Origin of the sequence: Rubrobacter aplysinae (assembly GCF_001029505.1) — a bacterium.
In the GTDB taxonomy this organism is placed as follows: Bacteria; Actinomycetota; Rubrobacteria; order Rubrobacterales; family Rubrobacteraceae; genus Rubrobacter_A; species Rubrobacter_A aplysinae.
Genome location: NZ_LEKH01000004.1, coordinates 186206 through 211144, shown reverse-complemented (window position 1 = coordinate 211144; position 24939 = coordinate 186206). Strand labels below are relative to the sequence as shown.

The window sequence follows — 24939 nt, the reverse complement described above, 5'->3', positions numbered from 1 at the left end:
GCTGAAGCGGCTGAATAAGCGTCTACTCGGAAGGCCGCGGACCCGGCCAGCGAGAATCTTCTTTCTCCACAACCCTGCAAGACATCCTAAACGACTCTAACCGGAGGCCCCCTCCGCCACGGTCCGGCCCCCGACCTCCCTGACGCCGAGCAGGGCGAGAAAGGCGCACAAAAGCGCGGCCACCCCGACAAGGAAGGCGTCCGAGTAGGCGGTGGCAGACTGCAGGGCGTAGAGCGGGTTGATCGCGCCGCTGCCCGGACTCGTGCGGAAGGCCAGGAAAGCGCCAGAGACGGCGGGCGCGAAACCGGCCCCGAGAAAGAAACAAAGCTGGTAGATGCCGAGGCCCACCCCGGCCTCCTTGGAGGAGAGCGTGGCCGAGGCCGCGTTCGCCGCCGGCGAGTTGAGCGCGGCGAAGCCGAGCCCGAGCGTGGTCATTCCGACGGTCACCAGCGGCACGCTGCCTCCCGCGCCGAAAGAGGAGATGAAAAGGTGCGAGAACAGCATTATGCAAAGGCCCGCGACGATCATAACCCGGAAGCCCAGGCGATCCGAGAGCCTGCCCGCCACCGGCGACAGGAGCGCCACCAGGGCCGCGCCCGGCAGGAACACGAGCCCTATCGTAAGCGACGAGGCCCCGCCCACCTGGGAGAGGAGTATGGGCGCGAGAAACAGCGCGCACAGGTTTGCGAACTGGGCCAGAAACCCCACGGACGCCGCGGCCAGAAAGCTCCGGTTACCGAGCAGGCCGGGGGCGACGAACGGCTCCGGCACGCGCGTGATGCGCCGGGCGAAGAGCGCGCCGCTCACCCCGGCCACGACGAAGCTCCCGAGCGCGACAGGAGAAAGGAGTCCCGAGGTCTGCCCCTGCGTCACCCCGAACAATAAAAGCCCCGCCGCCAGGGCGAGCAGTATCCCGCTCGGCAGGTCGAGCCGGGAGAGCGAGCGGCCGCCGCCGTCGGACTCTCCGACCACGTTGGGGACGACGTACAGCGCGCCGAAGATCAGGATCACCGTCAGCGCCAGCGTGCTGTAGAAAAGCGAGTGCCAGCTATAGGATTGTATGAGCAGCCCGCCGAGCACCGGCCCGAACGCGGCCCCCGCCCCGATGCTGGACGAGATGAGGCCGAGACCGAAGCCCCGCCGTCCCGGGGGCAACAGCTTCGCCACCAGCCCGAACGAGAGCGCCGGTATCGCCGCGCCACCGGCTGCCTGTACCACCCGCCCGGCGACCAGCGTCCCGAGGCTCGGCGCCAGCGCGCAGGCCAGGGAGCCGGCCGCGAAGAGCACCAGCCCGACGCAGAAGGTCAGCTTCGGGCTGTACAGGTCCGAGATACGCCCGTACAGCGGTACCCCCACCGCGAAGACCAGGAGATACCCCGTCGCCACCCAGCCGACCTGGCTCTCGGAGACGCTGTAGGTCTGCTGGATCAGGGGCACCGCCACGTTGACCATGGACTGGTTGAACACCGAGACGAAGGTCGCCGCGGCCATCACCGCCAGCAGTAGCCGGGTCGAGACCGGACCTTTCGAACCTTTCGCGGGTTTCCCGGCCCCCCGCCGAGGCCCCTCCGCCGTATCTGACATCCCGATCCTTCCCGACGTTGATCTTCTATAGAACTCCGGGACGCTCCAGAACGACACGACGCCCGAGGCTCCTCGTATCGCGGGTTCTGGAGGACGAGGGCGGCCGTCTTCCCCGCCGTCTGTCCGTGACTTCCATCCTTGAGGGCGGGCAAACGCCGCACCGCAGAGGTTATAAGCCATCCGGGAGACTAATCCAAGCGCAAAGGGCCCGCGGCGGCCGGATCCAATTCTCTCACACCGACCACTCACACTCTCCCATACCATTCACGCGATATTATCTGGAGCCAGGATTTCCAGGCGGATCAGAGGAGGCCCCACATGGGCATGATGGTAGAAGGCGCGTGGGTAAGCGACCCGGAGCTCAAGGAGACGAGGGGCTCTGACGGGAGCTTCAGGCGCACGCCGACCTCTTTTCGAGAGTGGGTCAAGGCCGACGGATCCAGCGGCTTCCCGGTGGAGGCCGGGCGCTACCACCTGTACGTCTCGCGGGCGTGTCCGTGGGCGCACCGCGCCACGATACTGCGCGGGCTAAAAGGTCTCGAAGAGGCCATATCCCTGTCGAGCGTGGCCCCGTTCATGGGGGCTGGCGGCTGGCAGTTCGGTGGTGAAGAGGGTGACTTCGACGATCCGCTGTACGGCTCGGAGTATCTGCGGGAGATCTACGCGAAAGCCGACCCGGGCTACACGGGCCGCGTCACCACGCCCGTGCTGTGGGACAAAAAGAGCGAGACCATAGTAAACAACGAGTCCCGCGACATCGCCCGCATGCTCGACACCGAGTTCGCTCCCCTGGCGGAGAACGACGCCAACCTCTGCCCCGCCGATCTGCGGGAGAAGATAGACGCCGCCATAGACGCGATCTACGAGCCGGTGAACAACGGCGTGTACCGCTCGGGCTTTGCCACCACCCAGGGGGCCTACGAAGAGGCCGTCACCGAGCTGTTCGAGGCCCTGGACCACTGGGACGGCGTGCTCGCCGAAAACCGTTACCTCTGCGGCGACCACATGACCGAGGCCGACTGGTTCATGTTCACCACGCTCGTGCGCTTCGACGCCGTGTATCACGGCCACTTCAAGTGCAACCTCCGGCGCATCGAGGACTACGAGAGTCTCTCCGGCTACCTGCGCGAGCTATACCAGGTACCCGGAGTAGCAGAGACGGTGGACATCCCGCACATAAAGCGTCACTACTACACCAGCCACGAGAGCGTGAACCCCACAAGGATAGTCCCGAAAGGCCCGATCCTGAACCTCGACGCCCCCCACGGCCGCGAGCGGATAGGCGAGCGGAGGTAGATAATTATGAAAAGTGGCTAGCTTACTAGGGAGACCTCTCATTCCTAGCTTATTGCATCACCGCTTCAACGCTTTGAATGAAGGCTTCTCCTTTGTGATTCTCAATAATTTTGATCGCAGGCGTAGCAGCGAAGGTTTGTATGCAGGCATGATGAATGGTAAGTACGGCATCTTGGAAGTCGTTATCGTCTTCCAGGGCCTTAACTTTAACACCCATACCTCTCGCGTTTTCCATCGAGATATGCCTGTCGTGGCTCAAGGTCAGCGCGTGGTTGCCGAGCTTTTCTACTACTTGCCGCGCCTTATCTTCGGCAACGTCATCCTGCTCAAACATGCCTGACCTCAAATTTTCCGCCACCAACTGATTAGACCAATCAATTGCTTTTTGGCACTCTCCAACCAACGTTGGGTTGTACTTAGCGATTATTGGCTGCCATACAGGAATTTGTGTCTGATCTTCTCGAACTTCCTCTCTTGCTTTATCGAATTCCTCTATGACACCATGGGCAGGCAATCCATAGATTTGCGGATCAATGGGTCCTAAACTGGATTGAGCTCCCATAATGACTTCTTTGCACGATAACGCAACCATGGTTCCAGCAGACATAGCAAGTTGCGGCACGATAGCCCGAATGTCAGTACCGAACATCTTGCGCAGATAGTCTACTAACGACTCTGTAGCCGCTATGCCGCCCCCCGGAGTGTGTAATATTAGATCCAAACCTTTGGATCGATCAAGCTCATGGATCGCGGTCATAAAACCGTTTTTATCGCTGTCGTTTAATTCAAAACCTGTGACACCTTGGTTCTGCAAATCCGCTTTCTGAAGCCAAGCAGAATAGTAGGTGATCACATTGCGCCCTGTAATGTCAGAGAGCTGTCGGAGATATTTCCGCCTAGTTAAATCGTAAATTCCTCCGGCAGCTCTGACCTCGTTTAGGAGCTGGTTCCAGTCAGGCATTAAGCGCTAGGTGCGGCCTTGGTACTGTTTGATAGCCGAGTTACGTAGCGTACTTTATTAGTATCACCAGCTTTCTTTACTATACCTTGTGATAACATCTCACGCCTTTGCTCTTCAGTTTCAAGCTCTAGCTTTTCAAATACCTCGACTGCTTCAGCTTCCGACACTTCGGAATTCCTCGTTTGTGTTTGCTCCACTCTGAAACTCCTTTCCCCTAGCTTACTTACTTTTGATACGCAAGTAGCTTTTACGCGACCCTATTGTAAACTAGCTTGAGCTAGATTGCATTGTTCCTTTTTAGACAAAGTTTATAGGGTCATATCCTTTATGTTTTCTCTAGACCGTATTACTAACTGTCGAGCATATCAGTGCAAATTGCCACTTTCGCAAGACCAAAATACACTACACCTCGGCACGCTGGAAGCTCCAGAGCGCTCCAGCCACCAGGACCACGCACCACACGGCGGTTAGGATGATCGCGGAGACGCCGATGGCCGGGACCTCGTTGCTCGTGGCGACCAGGTAGTAGGCCGACTCCCAGAACAGCCACGGGAACGCCGCGGTCATCCACTCCGCGTACTGGGAGAGCATGACCCCGCCGACGAAGAAGCCGAACACGATGGCCGCGACGGCGCCCCGACTGCCGAAGACGGCCCCGAGCAGCAGCGAGAGCGCGAGATAGAAGAGCATCCCGAGCGCCAGCACGCCGAAGCCCCCCAGAAACGGCAGTATCGGTATAGGGAGGCCCGAAAACGCGGGTATGACGGCGTAGAACACGACGCCCGGCACCCCGAGGGTGAGCACGAGCAGCCACCGGAAGTGGACCACGAGCTTTGCCAGCACGAACGCCTTGCGCGAGGTCGGCTTGGAGAGCACCCAGGCGGCGGTGCCCATCTGCTTCTCCCCGATTATGGCGCTCTGGGTCTTTGCGACCACGGCTATGACGGTCGCCACCGAGCCCATGACGAAGTACAGGAGGGCGCTGATCTCGTTCACGTTCTGTGGGGAGTTGTCTCCCTGGGCCCGGATAAAGCCGACCACCAGCGGCACCCCGGTGACGAGCAGGAGCCACGCCACGCCGTGTACCAGCCAGGACCAGCCGGCCAGCCACTCCCGGTTCTCCTTGTGTACGAGGTTCCTGAAGCCGTCCAGAGCCGGGCCCGCGGGCTGCAGATCACCCTCGTTCTTGACGCCGGACGGTATCTTCTCCGCGCTTCTCTCCGTACTTCTCTTGGCGCTTCTAGTTTCTCCCGCGCTCACGGTCCTCCTCTACGAGATCCAGGAACGTCTCTTCGAGGCTCTGGCGCTTGCGGCCAAAGCTCTCGACCTTTATCCCTCCCAGGGCGAGAATCTCCCTGAGTAGCCCGCTCTCTGCGGCGGCCTCGTCGGTCGTGTGGACCATCCACCTGATGGCCGCGCCGCCCGCCGGGGCCGGAGATTCTTCTACAGAAGTCACCCAGGGACGGGCCTGTATCCTGTCGCGGGCCTCCCGCAGCTCGTCGGCCGGGCCCCGGAGCAGCAGCTCGTACACCGCCGAGTCCCCGACGCCCGTGGTGCCCGAGGCGAGCAGCTCCTGTATCGGGGCCTGGGCGACCAGCTCGCCGTTCTTGAGGATCGCGGCGGCGTCGGAGATCCTCTGCACGTCCTCCAGTATGTGGGTGGAGTAGAAGATCGTCGCGCCGCGCTCGTCACGCAGGCGCTGCATGATCTCCAGCACGTCGCGGCGGCCCATCGGGTCGAGCGAGGCGGCCGGCTCGTCCAGGATCAGGAGATCCGGGTTGTTGACCTGGGCCTGGGCGAGCCCGAGCCTCTGGCGCTCGCCGCCGGAGAACCCTCTGGTCTTGCGGTCGGCCCTATCCTCCAGGCCAACGAGCTCCAGCGCCTCGGCTATGCGCTCCTCTATAGCCTTCTCCGGGCCGGAGTAGAAAAAACGGGCCGTGAAGCGCAGGATCTGGCGCGCCGTCATGTGCCCGTAGTAGTGGGGCTCCTGGGCGAGATATCCGACCCGGCGCCGGACGGCGAGGCTCTCCTCGACCACGTCCCGGCCGAACACGTAGCCGGTGCCTGCGGTGGGCTGCGTCAGCCCGAGCAAAAGCTTTATGGTCGTCGTCTTGCCCGCGCCGTTCGGCCCCAGAAAGCCGAATATAGACCCCTCGGGCACCGCGAGATCCAGCGGCCGCAACGCTTGCACCCGCCCGTAGGTCCTCGCCAGCCCGCGAGTCTCTATGATGGCCCCGGAGCCGTCTCCGGGCACCATTCGGGGCTCTCGCTCCGGGGCGGCGGGGTTCTCTGTGCTAATCGCTCTATTCTCGGGCTCGGACATACCGGAAGACCTTCTCTCGCCCGGGCGGCACTTACGCCGCCGGTTGCCGCTGGCAGCCTGACTGTATCCTGGCTCCAGAAGAGTACACCACCTCGCGAAAGCCGCCGCTGTGAGTAATTCCGCGCGGGGTAAATATAGTCAATCGTTTGGTAGGCGTCTGGGGGGGTATCTAGTAGCCGTTCGCCTCCCTGGCGGCGGGTAGCCGGTCTAGGTAGTCGAGGTGGGCCTCCATCGCCGATGCGGCGGCCTGCGGGTCGCCCTGCTCGACGGCGCGTACTATGGCGAGGTGCTGACTCACGGTTTTCTTGCCGACCGGCGGCGAGATGTCCACGTACAGGGCGGGCCGGATCACGCGGTGCAGCGCCCCGACGAACGAGGCCAGCACGCGGTTGCCCGAGGCCTCGGCGATGGATACGTGCAGGTTCGTGTCCAGGTCGGGGACCTCGGGGTCATCCACCGTGGTCTTTTTCTGCCGCTCGGCGAAGCCGCGCATCCGGTCGAGATCCTCCTCGTCCCGGTTCTCGGCGGCGAGCCGGACGGCGGGTACCTCCAGCATCCTGCGGACCCGAATCACCTCGTCAAAGCCGATGTTGCCAAAACGCAGCGTATTCTCTATGGAGTCCCCGAGCGTCACCCCGAGAGCCTGGTGATCCACCACCCGCACGAAGCTCCCCCCGGCCACGCCCGGCGTCTTGCTGATCAAACCAGACGAGTCCAGCGTTCTGAGGGCCTCGCGCACCGTCGTGCGGCTTACCGAGAAGCTCTGCGCCAACTCGACCTCGCTTGGCAGCTTGTCCCCGGTCTTGAACGTGCCCGAGAGTATGGCCTCCCGGAGCTGCCTCTCGACCTGCTCCCGGGCCCGGCTTACGGGCGTCGGCTCGAACGTCATCGTCTCCCCCGGTTCATCTCATTCCTCTGGTGGTTCTGGTGCGTCTGGTGCGTCCGGCTCTCGTTACCCGCTTCGGTCCGGTTGCGGTTCAGTTGCCAAGTTCGCTCTTCAGTCGCGTTCAGTTGCGAAATTGTCCGACCATTAAGTATATTGAAGCGTGTAACGGGGCGCCACCCTCCGGGGTCCGCCTCCGGTATGGGGAAGGTATAGGGAAACACGGGGAAGCAAGGGGAAAAGGAGTAACCATAATGACATGGGAGAGCATCTGGCCCGAGAGGGTTCCGCGCTCGCTGCCGCTGCCTGAGACCAGCCTCCACTACAACCTGGAGGTCTCGGCGGGCCGCTATCCGGGCCGGGCCGCCATTATCTACTACGGGGCGGAGATCTCCTTCTCGCGGCTCTACGACGAGGTCGAGCGGCTCGCGGGGTTCTTGCAGAAGAGCCTCGGCGTCGAGAAGGGCGAGCGGGTAATGCTGTACCTCCAGAACAGCCCGCAGTTCGTCATCGGCTACTACGCGGCGCTGCGGGCCGGAGCGGTCGTGGTCCCGGTGAACCCGATGCTGGTCGCGGAGGAGATCACGCACTACGCCGAGGACTCCGGGGGCCGGGTCGCGCTCGCCGGCGCGGAGCTCGCGGAGCGCATCTCCCCGTTAATGGACGACGGACACCTCGACCATCTCGTGGTCGCCCGCTACGGCGACTACATCGAGAAAGACACAGACCTCGCCGTCCCGGATTCCGCCTACGCCGCGATGCCGGAGGGCGTGGGCGTCCCGTGGCACGAGGCGCTCGACTCCGGGGATACACTGGACCCGCCGGAGGTCGGGCCGGACGACCTGGCCTGCCTGCCGTACACCTCCGGGACCACCGGCAGACCGAAGGGCTGCCGTCACACCCACCGCACGGTTCAGGCGAACGTCGTCGGCGCGGCGGTGTTCAACGGGGTTACGCTGGGCAGCGTCTCGCTCGCCACGCTGCCCTTCTTCCACGTCACCGGGATGCAGCACAGCATGAACGCCCCCGTCTACAACGGCGGCGCGATGGTCCTGATGACCCGCTGGGACCGCGAGACCGCCGCCGAGCTTATACAGCGTTACCGCGTCACCCACTGGACCAACATCTCCACGATGGTCGTGGACTTTCTCGCGGACCCACGGATAGAGAGCCGCGATCTTTCGAGCCTGGCGCTCGTCGGGGGCGGCGGGGCCGCGCTCCCGGCCGCCGTCGGGGAGAAGCTGGAGAGGCTCACCGGCGTCCGTTACGCCGAGGGCTACGGGCTATCCGAGACGATAAGCCAGACTCACATGAACCCGCCCCACAGGCCGAAGCTGCAGTGTCTTGGCCTTCCGGCCTTCGACGTGGACTCCCGCATCGTGGACCCGGAGACGCTGGAGGAGCTGGGGCCGGGCGAGCAGGGTGAGATCGTCTCCAGCGGCCCGCAGGTGATGCAGGGCTACTGGAACCGGCCCGAGGCCGACGAGGAGAGCTTCTTCGAGCGCGACGGGAAGCGTTTTCTGCGCACCGGCGACCTCGGCACCCGCGACGAGGAAGGCTACTTCTTCCTGGTGGACCGGCTCAAGCGCATGATCAACGCCAGCGGCTACAAGGTCTGGCCCTCGGAGGTCGAGTCCGCGCTGTACGAGCACCCGGCCATCCAGGAAGCCTGCGTTATCGGGGTGCCAGACGAGCGCGCGGGCGAGACGGTCCGGGCCGTGGTCGTGCTGGACGAGGGCCACGAAGAGATCTCCGGCGAGGATATAACCGGGTGGGCCAGGGAGCGGATGGCCGCCTACAAGTACCCCAGAGAGGTCGAGATAGCCGACAGCCTCCCGAAGAGCGCCTCCGGCAAGATCCTGTGGCGCCAGCTACAGGAACAATACGCGCCGCAAAAGTAGACTCAATACAGCGCCCCGCACGAACGCCCCGGGAGATAGCGCTCACAATGACCCGGCGCGGGAGGCGGATACAATCTTCCGGTGGGCTCACCTAACGGCGATGGTACATCCGGTACATACGAAGGGCGCGAGAGCCATGAGGTCTGCGAGCTGTGTGGCAGAGAGGTCGAGAGGCTAACCCGGCACCACCTCATCCCCCGCTCCCGGCACCGCAAGATCCTCGGGAGCAAGAAGCGCCGCCAGAAGTTCGACCGCGAGGACCTCAACCGCACGGTTCTCCTCTGCGGCCCGTGTCACCGCAAGGTCCACCAGACCTTTACCGAGGCCGAGCTAGAGCGTGAGTACCCGACGGTCCAGGCTCTCCATACGCACCCGGAGATACGGCGTTTCGTGGATTGGATCTCCGCCAAGCGCCAGGGGACCAGGGGCTCGTAGCTCGCACCCCCCGGGCCGGCTCGGGGCTACCGCAGGCCGCTAACCACTAGAGAGACCATCACGTAGATCCAGACGAGCACCAGACAGGCCTGGAGGGCGAGAACCGCGAGACCCGGAAACAACGCCACCCCGAGCCCGCAGAGGGTGCCAGCCAGCACCCTGGAGCCCCGCAGAGCGTTACGTCCGCTCGGGCCCCGCCATAGCCCCGGATGAGGTAGCTTCAGACGCCGGGCTATTTTCTGGTCTCCCGCCGGGGTGCCGGCCAGCCCGCCGCGAATCACCCTGATCCGTGTCTTTACCCGCGTGTTGATCAGATCCATCACACCACGAGCATAATGCGGGACCCGGTTTTAGACACCCCCGAAATCCGGCGTGAGACCCGGGGCGGCCCCGGTACCCCGGCGATAGGCGACTAGATGAGCCCGCCTGGTTGCCCTCCCGATGCCCTCTTAACGATTCCTGAAATGCTGCAACGCGCCGAGCACTATCCCCGACACGATAGCTGCCGCGCCAACGCGCATGAACCAGAGCTCTATCCTGTCCAGCGACTGATCGTCACCCATCGGAAACTCCTTTCCGGGTATCCGGCGAATCCCACTGCACTGAGCATCCCGTGCTTGCTGCTGCTCGAACTCCGTGGCCCCGAGTATAGCGCAGGAGGCCGCCGGGCCGGTCTTCCGTACCCGACCATCTTCCGAATCTGCGGTTGGAGCCATTCCACGCCGGCGGCGGAGGGCGAAGATCGGGGTCGGGGCGGGCGTAAGAAGGCTCACCGCTAGAGTTTTCTGGAGACTGGGACGATAAGTCTCGTGGGCCGGGCGGCGCCCGGGCCGGATCCACTTCTGGTGTAGACGGGAGAGAAGAGCCCTTGTTCGAGAACTATCAACAGAGAGATCCCCTCGGGCGCAGGCTGCGCAACGGCCTCAGACCCCGGAACCTGAGCCGCATTTTCCCGTTTCTCGCGGTCACCCTCTTTCTGGTGGGGGGTCTGGCCGGGCTCGGTTACGCGCTGTTCGTCGGCCTCTCCCCCTCTTCAGCAGCCCCCGTCGCCGAGAACGGCGGGGTGAGCATGCCCGCGAGGGTTGAGGGGGATCACATCTCCGCCTACACCGGCGAGGGCTTCGAGGCCCGCTTCTGGAACGGGGCGAACCTCGGCGCCACCCTACCCGGCCACGACCCCGGAGAGCTCGCCCCAACCGAAGCGGACTATTTGCGATGGCTCGGCGAGATGGCCGACATGAACGTGGACGCCGTGCGGATCTACACCATCCTGAACCCGGAGTTCTACACGGCGCTCTCGAAGTTCAACGCCGAGCGTCAGCGGGCCGGAGAAGAGCCGATACGGATAATCCAGGGCATCTGGTCCCCAGAGGAGGAGCTAATCGGGGAGGACGAGACTGGTAGAGACGCCTTCTCACACGGCATCCCCGAGACGTTCGACGCCGAGATCCGGGACACCGTAAAGGTGATCCACGGCGACGCCCGCATACCCGCCCGCCCTGGCCACGCCAGCGGCGCGTACCGTACCGACGTCTCCTCCTACGTGATGGGCTGGATGGTCGGCACGGAGTGGTTCCCCTACGCGGTAGAGAAGACCAACGACCACAACGGCGGCATGGAGCCTTTCGAGGGCAAATACTTCGCCGCCGGAGAGAACGCCTCCCCCTTCGAGAGCTGGCTCACCCGCAGGCTGGAGACGCTCGCCCGGGCGGAGATGGAGTACGGCTGGCAACGCCCGGTATCTTTCACCAACTGGCTCACGACAGACCCACTGGAGCACCCGAGCGAGCCGCTGGAGCAGGAGGACCTCGTAAGCGTGGATCCGACCCACCTCGGCGCGACCGGCGAGTGGGACGCGGGCTACTTCGCGAGCTACCACGTCTACCCGTACTACCCGGACTTCCTACGCTACGAGGACGAGTACCAGAGCTACCGGGCCGAGGACGGCGAGATAGACCCCTACGCCGGATACCTGAACGACCTGCGCGAGTACCACGAGGGGATGCCGCTCGTCGTCGGGGAGTACGGCATGCCGAGCTCCCGGGGTATGGCCCACCGGGGGCCTCTGGGGAGGAACCAGGGTCATCACACGGAGGAAGAGCAAGGAGAGCTGGTCTCCGGGATGCACGGGCGCATCCGCGAGGAAGGCTACGACGGGGCTTTCCTCTTCGCCTTCCACGACGAGTGGTTCAAGTTCACCTGGAACACCCTGGACTTCGACATCCCCGACGAGCGGCGCAAGATGTGGCTCAACCGTCTCACCAACGAGCAGAACTTCGGCATTATCTCCCACGACCCCGGCGAGGAGGGAGAGGGCATCTTCCTGGACGGCGACCCGGAGGACTGGAACCGGCGCTCCGGGCTCCGGGGCCGCCTCTCGGACGCCCCAGGAGTCTCCACGAGCACCTACCCGGGCTTCGACCTCTCCGTCACCCACGACGAGGCGTACCTGTACCTGATGGCAGAGAAGCGCACCGGAGACTGGGACCTCGAAGAAGACACCCTGGACCTGGGCTTCGGCACACTGGAGAACGGAGCCCGGCACGCGGACAAGGCCCCGGGGCTCACCTTCCCGCTCGGCGGAGCACAGACCCTACTTGAGCTAGGGGCGGGCGGGGATCAGATGTACGTAAACAGCGCCTTCGACTACCACACCTGGTACTACGGTAACCAGCTAGAAAACACCCCCGGAGCCCCCGAGCCGCCGCCGGACGCCGCCGACCCCGGCACGGGCACCTTCCTCCCCTGGAGGCTGGCCCTCAGCCGGGGCATCTTCCTGCCGGACACCGGGGAGACCATACCCTTCGAGGAGTTCGAGGTCGGGAAGATGACCCGCGGCGTAACCGACCCCGATAGCCCGGCGTACGACAGCCTCTCGGACTACGAGGCCCGGGGCGACGTGCTGGAGATCCGCATCCCGTGGACCATGCTGGGCTTCACCGACCCGAGCCAGCTAGAGGTCTGGGACAACCTCTACCGGGAGGGAGAGATCTCGCCTACCACAGCCCAGGGGCTCAGGATCTATCCTGCTCTAAATGCCGGCTCCGGCGGCGGACAAACGGGCTCGGAGGTAATACCGGCGGAGTACGACTGGAGGAGCTGGGACGAGCCCGCCTACCACGAAAGAAAGAAGAAGAGCTACCCGATGGTCAAGGCCGCCTTCTCCAGCGACCGTCTGGCAGGGGGTGATTAGGAGCCCGCGCTGATTAGGAGCCCGCGCCGCCCGCGGCCATGCCGGGCGCGCCGGCCAAACGCCGCCTTCAGTACCGGAGCTTGCCGGCTAGCGGTACTCGTACCAGCCCTTACCGGACTTGCGGCCATACTCGCCGCGCTCGAAGCGTTCCACGATGCTCTCCTTCGGCTTCTGGGACTCGTCGCCGGTCTCCTCGTAGCGGGCCGTGCGGACATAGTAGTTCACATCTATGCCGGTGAGGTCCATCAGGGCGAACGGGCCGATGGGATGTCCGAGGGCCTTCTTGCAGGCGGTGTCTATATCCTCGAAGGAAGCGACGCCGCTCTCGTACAGGCTCACGGCCTCGTCGGTCAGAGCGCCCAGGATCCGGTTTGCGACGAAGCCCGAAATCTCCCGCTCAAGGATCACCGGCTCCTTGCCAATGCGCCTCGAAACTTCTACGACCGTATCCACCGTGGCATCGGAGGTCTCGGGGTTGCGGACCACCTCGACGCACTCCATTACGAGCGCGGGGTTGAAGAAGTGCAGGTTACAGACCCGGTCGGGGCGGCTCGTGACGTCGGCGACTCGCGAGGAGACGATGGTCGAGGAGTTGGTGGCGAGGATCGCGTGCTCCGGCGCGGCCCCGTCCAGCCGCGAGAAAAGCTCGCGCTTCACGGCGAGCTTTTCGACTATCGCCTCCACGACCAGGTCGGCGCTGCGCGCAGGCTCCTCTATCTCCGTGGTGAAAGATAGCTTCGAGAAGGCGTCTTCTACCTGTTGCGGGCTCATGCGGCCCTTCTCGACGTTGCGGTCCAGGCGGGAGCGCAGCTCCTCGTGGGCCTTGCCGAGCATGCCCTCGTCTATATCCTGCACGGTGGTCTCGTAGCCGGCCAGGGCGAAGACGGCCCCGATCCCGGACCCCATCGCCCCCGCGCCACACACCAGCACCCGGCTCACGCCGTCGGCGTTAGGCTGCATTGTCCTCCTCCCCTGGGTCGTGCTTGGTCATGCCCGGTCGTGGCTACCTGCTCCGCTTATCTGCCGCGGAAATCCGGCTCACGCTTTTCGAGGAACGCGCTCGTGCCTTCCCGCTTATCTTCGCTGTCGAGGAGCACCGCCTGTGCGAGCCGCTCTATGAGCATCCCCGTGTCCTGGTCGGTCTCCGCGCCCCGGGAGACGGCTATCTTCGCCAGCCGGATGGCGAGCGGGCCTTTCTTCAGGATGGACGAGGCCATCTCTCCCACCGCGCTCGTAAGCTCCTCCTGCGGCACAACTTTCGAGACCAGCCCGATCCTGTGCGCCTCCTCCGCGTCTATCGCCTCGCCGGTCAGGATCAGCTCGGTCGCCTTGCCCTTGCCGACGAGCCGGCTAAGACGCTGCGTCCCGCCCGCACCGGGGATGATAGACAGGTTTACCTCGGGCTGGCCGAACTTCGCGCTCTCGGCGGCGATGCGGATGTCGCAGGCCATCGCGAGCTCGCAGCCACCGCCCAGAGCGTAGCCGTTTACCGCCGCGATGGTCGGCTTCTCGTAGCCCTCGATCTCGTCGAACAGCCTCTGCAACCCCGAGGACAGCGCGTCGAGAGGCGTCCTTTCGCGCAGCTCCGAGATGTCCGCCCCGGCCACAAACGCCTTCTCCCCCGCCCCGGTAAACACCACCAGCCCTACGCTCTCGTCGTCCCGGAACTCGTCGAGCGCGGCCCGCAACTCCCGCATGACCCCGCCGTTCAGCGCGTTGCGCACCTCTTGGCGGTCTATGGTGATCGTGGCGACACCGCCGTCCACGGCGGTCGAAATGGTCTCGTAGCCCCCGGCCATCAGCCCTCCCTTACTCTCCCACGGCTGGATCTAATTGTATAACAATTACTGGCTTGTCATTGACCGTACAGCTCCAGGCTACCTATACTTGACCCCGCATGGCAGGGCGGAAGGAGGAGCGTGGAGAGAGCGTGGAGGTAGAGAAGATAGCCGTCGTCGGGGCGGGCACGATGGGGGAAGGCATAGCGCAGTCCGCCGCCGTCGGGGGGTTCTCCGTGGGTCTGCGGGAGGTGGACGAGGAGCGGCTGCGGGCCGCGGAGGAGTCCATCGGTAGCAGGCTGGATCGGGAGGTGGAAAAGGGTCGGCTCTCGCGGGAGGAGGCGGAGGCCGCTCTCGGACGCCTCAGCTACCATGCCGGGCTCTCGGGGTGCGTGGAGGGCGCGGGCCTGGTGGTGGAGGCGGTGCCCGAGGTGATGGAGCTAAAGCTGGAGGTCTTCGGCGATCTGGACCGGCTGTGCGCACCAGAGACGGTGCTCGCCACCAACACCTCGACCATGAGCCCGACCGAGATCGGGGCCTCCACGGGCCGGGCGGACCGCTGCATCGCCATGCACTTCTTCAACCCGGTACCGAGGATGAAGCTGGTGGAGATAGTCCGCGGCCTCGACACCTCGGACGACACCTACGAGACGGCGCGGCTGGTTGCCGAACGAATGGGCAAGGAAACGGTCGAGGTAGAGGAGTTTCCCGGCTTCGTCACCAGCCGCATGAGCTGCCTCATCGGCAACGAGGCAATGAACATGCTCCAGGAGGGCGTAGCGAGCGCGGGGGATATAGACCGGGCGATAAAGCTCGGTCTGAACCACCCGATGGGGCCGCTGGAGCTGGCGGACCTCGTCGGCCTGGACGCCCGGCTGAGGAACACGGAGTACCTGCACGCCGCACTCGGCGAGAGGTTCAGGCCGAGCCCGTTGCTGGTCAAGTACGTCAAGGCCGGCAGGCTCGGGCGCAAGACGGGGCGCGGGTTCTACGACTACGGGGACGGAAGCTAGAAGATGCAGACTGCGGGAGGTGCGAAGGTCGCACTCTCGGACAGGCCGAGCGGGCTCGGGCACGCGCCGGGATGATCTGTAAGACCCGGAAGAACATCATCGCCCGCCAAGCCACGAGTACGACGAGGAGGGCTAAATCCGCTCTAAGAAGCTACACGAATGCGGCGGTAGCCTCGGCCAGTTCGTCCAGGCGCTCTATGGTCTCCCGCTCGGGCAGGGTCGGCAGCATCACCAGCGCGCGCTCCACACCTAGCCTCTGGTAGCCCTCCAGTGCATCCGGCTCGGCAGTAGCCCCGAACACCGTTACCGGCACCTCCCGGCCCGTCTGTTCGCGCAGCGTTTCGAGCATCGGCTCCAGCTTGTCCGGCGGCACGCCGTTCGCCAGCCAGGCGTCGCCGTTCTCGCGGACGCGGTCGAAGGCCGCCTCGCCGCCGCCGACGTAGATCGGCGGGTGCGGCTGCTGCACGGGCTTCGGTCGAGAGAAGATCGGGTCAAAGTCCACGTACTCACCGTGGAACTCGGCCTCCTCTCTCGTCCATATCTCCCGCAGGGCCCGGAGCTGCTCGTCCAGGAGCTTGCCCCGGCTACCGGGATCCGTGCCGTGGTTCGCCATCTCTTCCCGGTTCCAGCCGACGCCCACACCGAACACGAAGCGCCCGCCGGAGACGAGGTCGAGGCTCGCCACTTCCTTCGCGGTGGTGATGGTGTCGCGCTCGATCATCAGGGCGACGCCGGTACCGAGCAGCAGGCGCTCGGTGGCGCAAGCGGCCGCGGTTAGCGTGACGAATGGGTCCAGGGTTTTGTAGTACTTGTCCGGCAGGTCTCCGCCGCCCGGGTAGGGTGTCTCCCGGCTCGCCGGGATGTGGGTGTGCTCGGCGACGAACAGCGAGTCGAAGCCCCGCTCCTCTATAGCCCGGGCGAGCGGGGCCGGGGCTATGCCATCATCGGTAACGAAAGTAGATATTCCGAATTTCATGCCGGATATTGAACCACACGGCGGGCCCGGCAAACGCCCCCGCCGCCGCCAGGCTTCCGTTCGGTTATCCGGCCGCCCCGTCCGGAGCTGGACCGCGCTTTCGGATGGTCGAGGTGGCGGACGATCACGGCTCTGGTGTGGCTCTTCAAGAGTGTGGAAAAGGCTTACTGTATAAGCTCCTCGCTGCGAGTGTCGTTAGAGTCAGACTCGTTCAGGATGAGGTTTCCGGGGTCGGTCAGCCCGGCGCATCCTACCCTCTCGACTCCGGTCAGCCTATCCCGGGACTCTCCAGGGGTACCTTCTTACCCTGTATGAGAAACGCCGCGCTCAGTGAGCTCGCCAGGGCGAGCCCGGCGCAGACGAGCATCACCCACCGGAACCCGGCCACATAGGACTCCGAGATCGCCCGTTCCACGGCGGCCGCCGTCCCGGCCGAGAGGCTCTCCGGCGGCCGGGCCGCGCCGAGATCCACCTTCCGTTCCTCTAGTTGGGCTCTCTGTTGGCCGGATAGGTCCAGATCCGCCACCCTGGAGTCGAGACTTGCGCTGAACACGGTGAACATCAGGACGCCGAGCACGGCTATGGCGAGCAGCGACGCGACGCGGGAGAAGGCGTTGTTTACCCCGCTCGCGAGCCCGGAGTGCTGTCCCGTAACCGAGTTCAGCGCCACGGTGGTCAGATTCGGGACCAGTATGGAGAGCCCGAGCCCGAGCACGACCACCGCCGGGAAGAAGGTTGTCCAGTACGAGCCGGACCCCGAGTTCGCGTCCGCTCCCGGCAGCGTAAAGAGCCCGAAACCAACGGCGGCTATCGCGGGGCCGACCACCAGCGGCAGCCGGGGACCGAAGCGGTCGGTGAGCGCCCCGGTGTAGCGAGAGAGGAAGAACATTAGCACTATGGCGGGCACGAACGCCGCGCCCGCTGCCGTTGCCGTGTAGCCCTGGACCTGGATCAGGTTGAACGGCAGAAAGAACAGCGCCCCGCCCAGGGCGAAGTACAGGAGCAGGGTAAACGTGTTGGCCCCGGTAAAGTTGCGCGAACGGAACAGGTATAGAGGCATCATCGGCTCCTCGACCCGCAGCTCCGCGAAGACGAACCCCACGAGCGCCGCCGCACCGACGGCCAGCGAGACGATCACCAGAGGGTCCGCCATCCCGACGCTGGATGACTCTATGAGCCCGAAAACGAGCCCGCCGAGCCCGGCAGTCGCCAGGACCGCTCCCCACGGGTCGAGCTTCCGGGCCTCCTCGTCCCGGCTCTCTGGGACCCGGGTTAGCGTGATCGCCAGGACCGCCGCCGCCAGCGGGATGTTTATAAAGAACACCCACCGCCACGACAGCGTCTCGACCAGATAGCCGCCCAAGACCGGACCCAGCACCGAGGTGATCCCCGAGAACGCGGCCCAGGTGCCTATCGCCTTGCCCCGGCGCTCCTCGCTGAAAGAGGCGCTGATAATCGCAAGCGAGCCCGGTATCAGCATCGCCCCGCCGACACCCTGCACAGCCCGCGCGACTATTAGCTGCTCCGGGCTCGGGGCGAAGCCGCACCACACCGACGCCAGGGCGAAGAGAACGACGCCAGCGGAGAAGATCCTGCGCCGCCCAAGATGATCCCCCAGAGAACCGCCGACCAGGATGAGCGCCGCCAGAAACAAAGCGTAGGATTCCACTATCCACTGCGCATCCACGGCGGTAGCCCCGAGCTGTCGCTGGATGGCGGGCAGCGCCACGTTCACCACCGAGCCGTCTATAAAGCCCATCGAAGAGCCGAGGATGGTCGCAACCAGAACCCACACCCCGACGCTCGGCGAGCACGGGTCCACGGCCTTTCCCGAACGGAGGACGCCTTCGTCACACGGCTGGCGGATTATGTTCGCCAAGTCCCCTCCTTCTAACGGTGCAGCCGCAGTCCAGCAAATAAAATCTGCTACACATCTTACGACGATCCCGGCTCTCCCGTAACCACCCGAACGGGCGGATTTTCGCCACAGAGGCAAGCACCCGAGCATCCCGGCCGGCGTGCCGGGAGACCCGCCAGCAACCTCCGGCGGACACAAGCCCGTATGCGGGCCGCGCTGCCCGGGGCGGGGCAAAGGCCACCTTTGGGCTCGCGGCTACGCCGTCGGGGAGGCATACTGGGACGTGCGAGGCCTTCTGGGGCGAGTCTATACTGCGGGAGGCTTGGGACACGCCCGCAGTATCCCGGGTGGAAAGAGATACTCCTGGCCGGGGGAAGATAGGGAATTTAGGGAAGACGCAAGCTATGGAGAACAGAGCTATACAGGTCTTTGGGATACCCGCATGGCTCCTATACGTGCTGTGCGGGGCCGGGGCCACGGCCGTTTACTTCCTGCTTCCTCTAGAGATCCACAGGGATGTTTTCAGCGCCGCCTTTGGTGTAGGTGCGGTGGCGGCCATCGCCGCCGGAGTCAAGGCCTACCGGCCGGGCCGGCGCATTATCTGGCATCTCTTCGCGCTGGGGATGCTGGCGACCGTGGCCGGAGACCTCGTTTGGATCGCCCACGCCTACGTGGCAGGGCAAAAGGATCCCTTTCCCTCGCCGGCCGACGTGTTGTACCTCGCCGCATACGCCGTCACGATAGCCGGGTTGCTGCTCGTACAGGGGAAAAACTCCTTCCGTTTCGTGGACCCGCTCATCCTGCTCACCGGGCTTTTCATGCTCTCCTGGGTCCTGGTCGAGGCCTTCTTCCAGGGTCCGTACGTCCCCTCTCTCCTCGAAGGTCTGGCGTACAACGGTTACCTGTTTGCGTGCCTGCTCATGATCGCCGTCCTGGTGCGCTTTCTCCTCGCGCCCGACAGACGCCGCGCGGTTCACTATCTGATCTTCGCGAGCCTCGCCCTCTTTCTGGCCTCCAGCATAAGCTTTGGCGCCTCCATCCCCGGGGGCGGTGGCATCGCTGCCGCCGCCCACGCCGGGTTGCTGCTCTACCAGGTGCTCTTCGGGGCCGCCGCTCTCCACCCCTCGATGTCCGCCCTCTCTCAGCAGCCGCCCGCCGCGGACACCAGGTTGAGCTGGCAACGGCTCTCTTTCTTGCTGGCCGCGATGCTCATAGCGCCCGGGATACTCGTAGTCCAGACGGCGCTCGGCCTGCCGGTGGACGTGCCGCTGGTGGTCGGCGGCTCCGTGGTCCTGTTCGGGCTCGTCTCGGTTCGCATGGCGGGCATGGTCGGTGAGCGCAGGACGCTCGAAGAACGCCTGGCGTTCCAGGCTTCTCACGATCATTTGACCGGGCTCCCCAACAGGAGGCTATTCTCGGAGCGCCTCGAAAATGCCACCGCACGCCTTTCGAGGCAGGGGAAGGGCATCGCCGTGCTCTTTATCGACCTCGACGGCTTCAAGCGCGTAAACGACAGCCTGGGCCACGAGGCGGGAGACGAGCTCCTCGTCGGTGTGGGCCGGCGCTTGCGGGACTGTACACGTCCCACGGACACGGTGGCCCGCCTCGGCGGCGACGAGTTCACGGTGCTCCTGGAAGGCGTCACGCAGGTATCCGACGCGACCCGGGCGGCCGAGAGGGTCACGGAGGCCCTGCGCCCGCCCCTGGCGGCCGGCGGACAAGAGATGCTCGTCACGGCCAGCATCGGCATCGCCCTCGGGGTGCCCGGACAGGGGGCTTCCGACCTGTTGAGCGCGTGCGACGCCGCGATGTACGAGGCAAAAAAGAACGGGAAGTCGCGTTACGAAGTGCGTGGTGCGACCGTCTAAAGGCGGTTTCCCAGATCCCGCCGGGTAACTCGGCCCGGACCTCGGACTCGGCGACTCATTTTGCGCCCCGCCAACCACTGCCGGCCAGCGGGGCGCAAGGGCCTCTAGTACTCCGCCTCGCAGAGGGCCGCCTGCTCGGCTTCCACCGTATCGTTCAGGGGCGCGTTCGCGGCCGCGGTCTGCCCGAACGTTTCACCGAGTCCCGTGGCAAGCCCGGCGATGTTCTGTCCGAAAGCCTTGCAGCCCGCGTGCCCGTCGTGGGCGAGAGCGGAACCGGAGAAGGCCGTCATCGCCATTATGATCGCTGCCACCGTAAACATCAGGAAAGTACGCTTCATATCCCATCACCTCCTCTCCCGTACAGACTCTGACCCGATGACATTCAGCTTATTCAGCGCCTTACGGCGACCACCTCCAGGTAGTCCGAGGGCAGGACCACCGTACTGTCGCCGGAGACGTTCCAGTGACCTATGAGCTCCTTAAGGTCATTTTCAAGAGCCTCGCGCCCGGTGACATCGAGGGAGGCGAAAGCCTTGTAGATCGGCCCGTAGTAGGAGCGGAAGTGCTCTATGAAGTGAGCCACCGACGGGTAGTGCAAGACGTACGCGCGCCGGGTGGTGTCGAGCGACGAGACGCCGTCTCCAAAGAGCTCTCCGAGCCGTTCTTCGGTGCCCCACAGCGGGGGAGGCTTGACGCCGGGCGGCGGAAAGTGCTTGCCGACGGTACGAAACATGTTGCCGACGAAGCCGTCGGGGGTCCAGTTGGCGAGCCCGATCCTGCCCCCCGGCTTGCAGACCCGGAGCATCTCGCCCGCGGACTTCTCCTGATCCGGAACAAACATCACCCCTACCGTGGAGAGCACAGCGTCGAAAGAGGCGTCGGGATATGGCAGATTCTCCGCGTCGCCGACCTCGAAGGCGGCGTCGAGGCGTTCGGCCCAGGCACGTTCCTTTGCCTGCTCTATAAGCTCGGGGACGTAGTCTATGCCGGTGGTCTCGCAGAAGCGGCGGGCGGCGGAGAGCGCAGTGTTACCGCTGCCGGTCGCCACGTCCAGCACCCTCTGGCCGGAGCGGAGGTCCACCGCCTCGCACAGATTCTCGCCCATAATGACCAGCAGGTTGCCGACCCTCGCGTAGTCTCCGGTGGACCAGGTCTGTTGCTGGCGCTCCTTGATGGCGCCCAGGTCGGGCGCCGGGCTATCTATGGTCATTTCACTCTCCCATCTATCTGGTTGTGCATCGTTAGAGTGCTTCCGAATACTCTTGGCTCGGTCCGGTTCACCTCAACGACCCACCTCAACGGCCTACCGCGCCCGGCGCGAGCGGCCGGAAACGCAGGACCTCGAAGGGTGGCTCGGAGACCTCCTCTCCGGCATTGAGCGGGGCCGAGCGGTGGAGCTGGCTGGCGGTCACGTAGAGGTAACCGTCCGGGCCGTGGCTCATGCCGTCGGGCCAGATGCAGTGCTCGTCGTCCCGGGTCAGGATGTGGTAGGAGCCGTCGGGGGCCGTTATCCCTATCGCGTTGCTCGCGAGGTCGGTGACGTAGACGTTACCGGCGGTGTCTATGCTGATGCCGTCGCTTATGGGCTTATCGCCGTGACGCTGTACCCGGCTGCCGAGCTCTTCCTCAGAGAGGCTTTCGTCGAGGAGATCGGCGGCGCGGACGCGGAAGATGCTCTTGCCGTGGAGAGCACCGTAGTAGACCCACTCGTTTTGGTGGTCTATGACTATAGGATCGAGCCCGATCTTGGACTCCTCCAGTTCACCCTGGGGGTTCAAGGTAAGCAGCGGGTGACCTCCGATGACCAGCGAGACGTCTTCCTCGGGCTGGAGGCTGGGGTGATCCTGCAGGGCGCGCCGGACGCTGCCCGTCTCCAGGTCCACGGCCACGATAGCCGGGTCGCTGGTTCCGAAGAGGTCGCCGTGGCATACGTCCGCAATGAAGATGGCGTCATGAGCCTCATCTATGGCGAGATCCTGCTGGAAGGAGTTGTACCGGGTGGCATCCGGCGGGACGTGGATGACGCGGTGCAGCTCATCCTTTCTGGTGTCCCAGGCGACCAGTTTGGGGGATGGGTTCTCGCCGCCGCCTATGTCCAGGATCCAGACCACCCCCTTGCTGTCGGACTGGACCCCGATCACCGCGGATAGCCCAACGCCCTCGCTGTCCGGCGCGGTGCTCCACTCCTCGTTCGGGAACGGGACAGTGCTCCCGTCGTGCAGCACCTCGACCACGCGATACGGCGACGCTTCGCCATGGGGAAACGGGTGCAGGCTCAGGATCATCCTGCCCTCCGGCGTGATTGCCGGGTTGCCGGGACGCTCGTCGAGCCGCACCATCACCTCCAGCTCTGTCGTCGCCACGCCCCTGGTGTCCGTCATGTCCGCTCCTCCTTTCTGTGGTGTTCCGGTTAGTGCCGAGCAAGGATGTTTCGGATCGTCGGCACTGACGGGGTCTTTCGGTGTGGCGGGTCTGCCACCGGTCGGACTGCCACGAGTCGCCACGGAGATACGGCGCGGCATCTCCGAGCGTGGAAGCCTGGCCTTACCTGGCGGTCTGCCTGCCGCCCGGCTCAGATCCCAGAGCGCGCTCGGTGTCCTCTGACAGCGGGTGGCGCGCGAAGAACCCGGCCAATCCCGCCGCCATTCCCCGCGGGTTCATTATCTGCAGCCCGTGCGTGGCGTCCTCCAGCACAAAGGTCTCCGTCTGGGGGAACCACGTCTGTACCAGCTCGTATATCTCCACCGGAACCGGCGAGAGGGTATGGCTTTCTCCCCCGAGCACGGCGAGAACCGGCTGCGTGATGTGTGCTGCGTCTTCCTGGGTAAATTTCCACTCTCCGAGAGCGGGGAGTTCGTTCCGGAAGAACGTATCGGCGTCGACAACGGCCTGCTCGAAGGCTCCCGGCAGCGCGCGATCCAGCATGCTGCGGTACTCTGGACCCACCACGACCTGCTGGAACCCGTCTATCGCCCCCCTCTTGTCGCCCGCCTCGTACATCTGCACTATCGGCCCCACCTCTTGCATGAACTGCTCGGCGCTGGGGACGAAGAACAGCGCGGGCTCCAGCAGCGCGAGCGAATGCACCATCTCCGGAGCGTCGAGGGCGAGCTGCAACACGATCGGTCCGCCGTAGGAGTACCCGGCCAAGTGCGCCCGCCGCACCCCGAGGTGTTGCATGAGGGCACGGCAGTCGGCCGCATGCTGCTCGATACTGACCGGACCATCCGGGTGGGTGCTCCCGGCGAAACCGCGCCGGTGGTACGTGATCAGCTGATACCGCTCCGCAAGCTCCGGCTCCGCGAACAGCGGCGCGAAAGCGTCCCCGATAATGCTGCCGTGAACCAGCACGACCGGCTCTCCAGCGCCCCGGACCTCGTACTCAAGCTCCGCTCCATCAATCCGTGCCCGTTCCATCCTTATGCTCCTCTCTCTTTCTCTGGTGCATCTCTACGGGGGTGATCCGCGCTGCCCGGAGATACCTTTGTCGAGCATCCCCGGGCCCGCGCTCTTGCCGTTTCGCTAATTTAGGAGGTCCCCGTGCGAGACCGCGCGCCAGAAAATAGTGCGGTGGCGGGGAGTGATCACCCGTGCGACTGGTGCGTGACGTGCTCCAGTACGTCTCTCATCCCGGCCTCCGGGCTGAACTCCACGTACTTCGTGTCCTCGTCGAACCACACAGTGTGCCCGGCGGGCCAGTAGTAGACGTTGCCCCTCTCGACAGTCTCCTCCTCGCCATCCGCGTAGCGGACGTGGACCGCGCCTTCGAGGACGTATCCCCAGTGCGGACACTGACAGAGATCTTCTGGTAGACCGGCGAGCGCGGGTGTCAGGTCCACCCCCGCGGGCATCTGCATGAAGGTCACGGCCGTGTTGCCCCAGCCGGTCAGGCGGACGCTGAGGCCGCCGTCTTCCATCGTGACGGGCAGCTCTTCCTTTCTCTGGTGCATCTCCGCTCCTCTCTCGTGTCGGGGGAATCTACGCTCCAACGGGAAGCTACCCGCCCGGCTTTATACTTTTGTTACCGGCGATTCGGTCTCTTCCTTGTCCGTAATCCTCCTCACCCGGCTGGTCTGGTGTTGTGATCCACGTAGAACAGATTTCCGGGGTCGAGAATAAGGACACATTCCTTTTATCCGGGCACACTGTCTCGCGCGGGCAGAGAGCTCAGGTGGCTCGCCAACTCTTCGGGAGCCGAGTAGAAAGGCCAGTGACCCGTGTCCATGGAGACGACCTTCTCGCAGGGCAACCGCTCGTACATCTCTTTCTGGAACGACGGGCTGATGGACCGGTCCTTGAGGGTTTCGATGTACACCCGCGGTATCCGGCCGAAGTTGTCTTCGGTAAGGGTAATCGGCGTGGCGAGTGGGGCTACGGCTTGAGGCTCGAACCGGGACTTAGCCCGCTCCAAGTCTTCGTCCGAGCAGTCGGCCATTATGGCTTCCCTGATGGCGTCCTCCCGGACGATGGCGGACGACCCGTCCTCGTTCATCACCAGGTTCGACAAGACCAGCGACTCCGTGTCGTCCTCGGAGGCCGAAAGCAGCGACTCGCCGTCGCGCAACAGGTGCGCGCCCACGTAGACGAGCATCGCTATCTTGTCGGGACGTTGCTCGGCGGCCTGGCTGATGACCATACCGCCCATGCTCTGCCCGACGAGCACGACCGGCTCGGGCTGGGCATCCAACACCTGGGAGATCCGGTCCGCGTAGCCTTGTAACGAGACCTCCGGGATCGGGGTCCGGTCGTCGCCGTGCCTGGGGAGATCCGGGGCCTCGACCTGATGGCCGGCGTCCTCCAGGAGCGGGACCACCTTCTCCCACAGCCAGCCTCCGACAAACCCACCATGCACCAAAACGAACGTACTCAT

22 protein-coding genes are annotated in these 24939 nt (G+C 64.6%); 6 read left to right on the top strand and 16 right to left on the bottom strand.

All coding sequences use genetic code 11. The annotated features are described in order from the left end of the window. Positions 1 to 96: 96 nt before the first annotated feature. On the bottom strand, positions 97 to 1584 hold the full coding sequence (locus ABD53_RS06285; RefSeq protein ID WP_084709363.1) for an MFS transporter: 1488 nt from the start codon (positions 1582 to 1584) through the stop codon (positions 97 to 99). A gap of 318 nt (positions 1585 to 1902) precedes the next feature. On the opposite strand from ABD53_RS06285, the gene ABD53_RS06280 reads away from it, so the two are divergent. Next, on the top strand, positions 1903 to 2880 hold the full coding sequence (locus ABD53_RS06280) for a glutathione S-transferase family protein (protein ID WP_047864891.1): 978 nt from the start codon (positions 1903 to 1905) through the stop codon (positions 2878 to 2880). Positions 2881 to 2929: 49 nt separating this feature from the next. Here the strand turns inward: ABD53_RS06280 and ABD53_RS06275 are convergent, their stop codons facing one another. The 4 genes from ABD53_RS06275 to ABD53_RS06260 all read right to left on the bottom strand — a co-directional run bounded on the left by ABD53_RS06275 (position 2930) and on the right by ABD53_RS06260 (position 7053). After that, positions 2930 to 3841, bottom strand: a complete 912-nt coding sequence (locus tag ABD53_RS06275) for an SDH family Clp fold serine proteinase (protein ID WP_047864890.1) — start codon at positions 3839 to 3841, stop codon at positions 2930 to 2932. A gap of 402 nt (positions 3842 to 4243) precedes the next feature. Continuing rightward, positions 4244 to 5101 carry an ABC transporter permease gene (locus ABD53_RS06270; protein WP_047864889.1) on the bottom strand — a complete coding sequence of 286 codons (858 nt, stop codon included), beginning with the start codon at positions 5099 to 5101 and terminating at the stop codon, positions 4244 to 4246. Beyond that, on the bottom strand, positions 5082 to 6164 hold the full coding sequence (locus ABD53_RS06265; protein ID WP_200900303.1) for an ABC transporter ATP-binding protein: 1083 nt from the start codon (positions 6162 to 6164) through the stop codon (positions 5082 to 5084). The genes ABD53_RS06270 and ABD53_RS06265 overlap by 20 nt, the downstream gene beginning before the upstream one ends. Positions 6165 to 6333: 169 nt before the next feature. Then, on the bottom strand, positions 6334 to 7053 hold the full coding sequence (locus ABD53_RS06260; protein ID WP_047864887.1) for a FadR/GntR family transcriptional regulator: 720 nt from the start codon (positions 7051 to 7053) through the stop codon (positions 6334 to 6336). Positions 7054 to 7301: 248 nt separating this feature from the next. On the opposite strand from ABD53_RS06260, the gene ABD53_RS06255 reads away from it, so the two are divergent. Both ABD53_RS06255 and ABD53_RS06250 read left to right on the top strand, forming a co-directional pair. Further along, positions 7302 to 8948, top strand: coding sequence for a long-chain fatty acid--CoA ligase (locus tag ABD53_RS06255; RefSeq protein WP_047864886.1), 1647 nt, complete (start codon positions 7302 to 7304; stop codon positions 8946 to 8948). An 81-nt stretch (positions 8949 to 9029) separates the two neighbouring features. Then, on the top strand, positions 9030 to 9383 hold the full coding sequence (locus tag ABD53_RS06250) for an HNH endonuclease (protein ID WP_152670617.1): 354 nt from the start codon (positions 9030 to 9032) through the stop codon (positions 9381 to 9383). Positions 9384 to 9409: 26 nt separating this feature from the next. On the opposite strand, the gene ABD53_RS06245 is transcribed toward ABD53_RS06250, so the two are convergent. Beyond that, entirely contained in the window at positions 9410 to 9706 is a 297-nt protein-coding gene (locus tag ABD53_RS06245) for a hypothetical protein (RefSeq protein WP_047864885.1), read from the bottom strand. Positions 9707 to 10251: 545 nt separating this feature from the next. Between ABD53_RS06245 and ABD53_RS06240 the strand changes: the two genes are divergently transcribed. After that, entirely contained in the window at positions 10252 to 12576 is a 2325-nt protein-coding gene (locus ABD53_RS06240; protein WP_053057747.1) for a hypothetical protein, read from the top strand. Between the two features lie 87 nt (positions 12577 to 12663). Here ABD53_RS06240 and ABD53_RS06235 read toward each other — a convergent pair whose 3' ends face one another. Together ABD53_RS06235 and ABD53_RS06230 are read right to left on the bottom strand one after the other, a co-directional pair. Further along, positions 12664 to 13536: a 3-hydroxyacyl-CoA dehydrogenase family protein gene (locus ABD53_RS06235; protein WP_047864884.1), complete on the bottom strand. Its 873-nt coding sequence runs from the start codon at positions 13534 to 13536 to the stop codon at positions 12664 to 12666. Between the two features lie 56 nt (positions 13537 to 13592). Continuing rightward, entirely contained in the window at positions 13593 to 14375 is a 783-nt protein-coding gene (locus tag ABD53_RS06230; RefSeq protein WP_047864883.1) for an enoyl-CoA hydratase/isomerase family protein, read from the bottom strand. A gap of 131 nt (positions 14376 to 14506) precedes the next feature. Here ABD53_RS06230 and ABD53_RS06225 point away from each other — a divergent pair, with 131 nt between their 5' ends. After that, positions 14507 to 15367, top strand: a complete 861-nt coding sequence (locus tag ABD53_RS06225; RefSeq protein ID WP_047864882.1) for a 3-hydroxyacyl-CoA dehydrogenase family protein — start codon at positions 14507 to 14509, stop codon at positions 15365 to 15367. A gap of 151 nt (positions 15368 to 15518) precedes the next feature. On the opposite strand, the gene ABD53_RS06220 is transcribed toward ABD53_RS06225, so the two are convergent. Next, positions 15519 to 16343, bottom strand: a complete 825-nt coding sequence (locus tag ABD53_RS06220; RefSeq protein ID WP_047864881.1) for an LLM class F420-dependent oxidoreductase — start codon at positions 16341 to 16343, stop codon at positions 15519 to 15521. A 268-nt stretch (positions 16344 to 16611) separates the two neighbouring features. After that, positions 16612 to 18222 (bottom strand): MFS transporter, encoded by a 1611-nt coding sequence (locus tag ABD53_RS06215; RefSeq protein WP_047864880.1) that lies wholly within the window; start codon positions 18220 to 18222, stop codon positions 16612 to 16614. Positions 18223 to 18605: 383 nt separating this feature from the next. Here ABD53_RS06215 and ABD53_RS06210 point away from each other — a divergent pair, with 383 nt between their 5' ends. Further along, on the top strand, positions 18606 to 20069 hold the full coding sequence (locus ABD53_RS06210) for a GGDEF domain-containing protein (RefSeq protein WP_047864879.1): 1464 nt from the start codon (positions 18606 to 18608) through the stop codon (positions 20067 to 20069). Between the two features lie 104 nt (positions 20070 to 20173). On the opposite strand, the gene ABD53_RS06205 is transcribed toward ABD53_RS06210, so the two are convergent. From ABD53_RS06205 to ABD53_RS06180, 6 genes are all read right to left on the bottom strand, one after another. After that, positions 20174 to 20407 carry a hypothetical protein gene (locus ABD53_RS06205; protein WP_047864878.1) on the bottom strand — a complete coding sequence of 78 codons (234 nt, stop codon included), beginning with the start codon at positions 20405 to 20407 and terminating at the stop codon, positions 20174 to 20176. Between the two features lie 53 nt (positions 20408 to 20460). Then, a complete protein-coding gene (locus ABD53_RS06200; RefSeq protein ID WP_047864877.1) occupies positions 20461 to 21279 on the bottom strand; it encodes a class I SAM-dependent methyltransferase in 819 nt (272 codons plus the stop codon). Between the two features lie 85 nt (positions 21280 to 21364). Continuing rightward, complete coding sequence (locus ABD53_RS06195) at positions 21365 to 22450, bottom strand: L-dopachrome tautomerase-related protein (protein WP_047864876.1); 1086 nt, start codon at positions 22448 to 22450, stop codon at positions 21365 to 21367. A gap of 163 nt (positions 22451 to 22613) precedes the next feature. Next, positions 22614 to 23486 carry an alpha/beta fold hydrolase gene (locus ABD53_RS06190; RefSeq protein ID WP_047864875.1) on the bottom strand — a complete coding sequence of 291 codons (873 nt, stop codon included), beginning with the start codon at positions 23484 to 23486 and terminating at the stop codon, positions 22614 to 22616. A 167-nt stretch (positions 23487 to 23653) separates the two neighbouring features. Next, positions 23654 to 24019: a cupin domain-containing protein gene (locus ABD53_RS06185; RefSeq protein ID WP_047864874.1), complete on the bottom strand. Its 366-nt coding sequence runs from the start codon at positions 24017 to 24019 to the stop codon at positions 23654 to 23656. 182 nt (positions 24020 to 24201) lie between these two features. Continuing rightward, the gene (locus ABD53_RS06180; protein WP_047864873.1) at positions 24202 to 24939 is read right to left on the bottom strand and encodes an alpha/beta fold hydrolase; all 738 of its coding nucleotides are present in this window, start codon (positions 24937 to 24939) and stop codon (positions 24202 to 24204) included.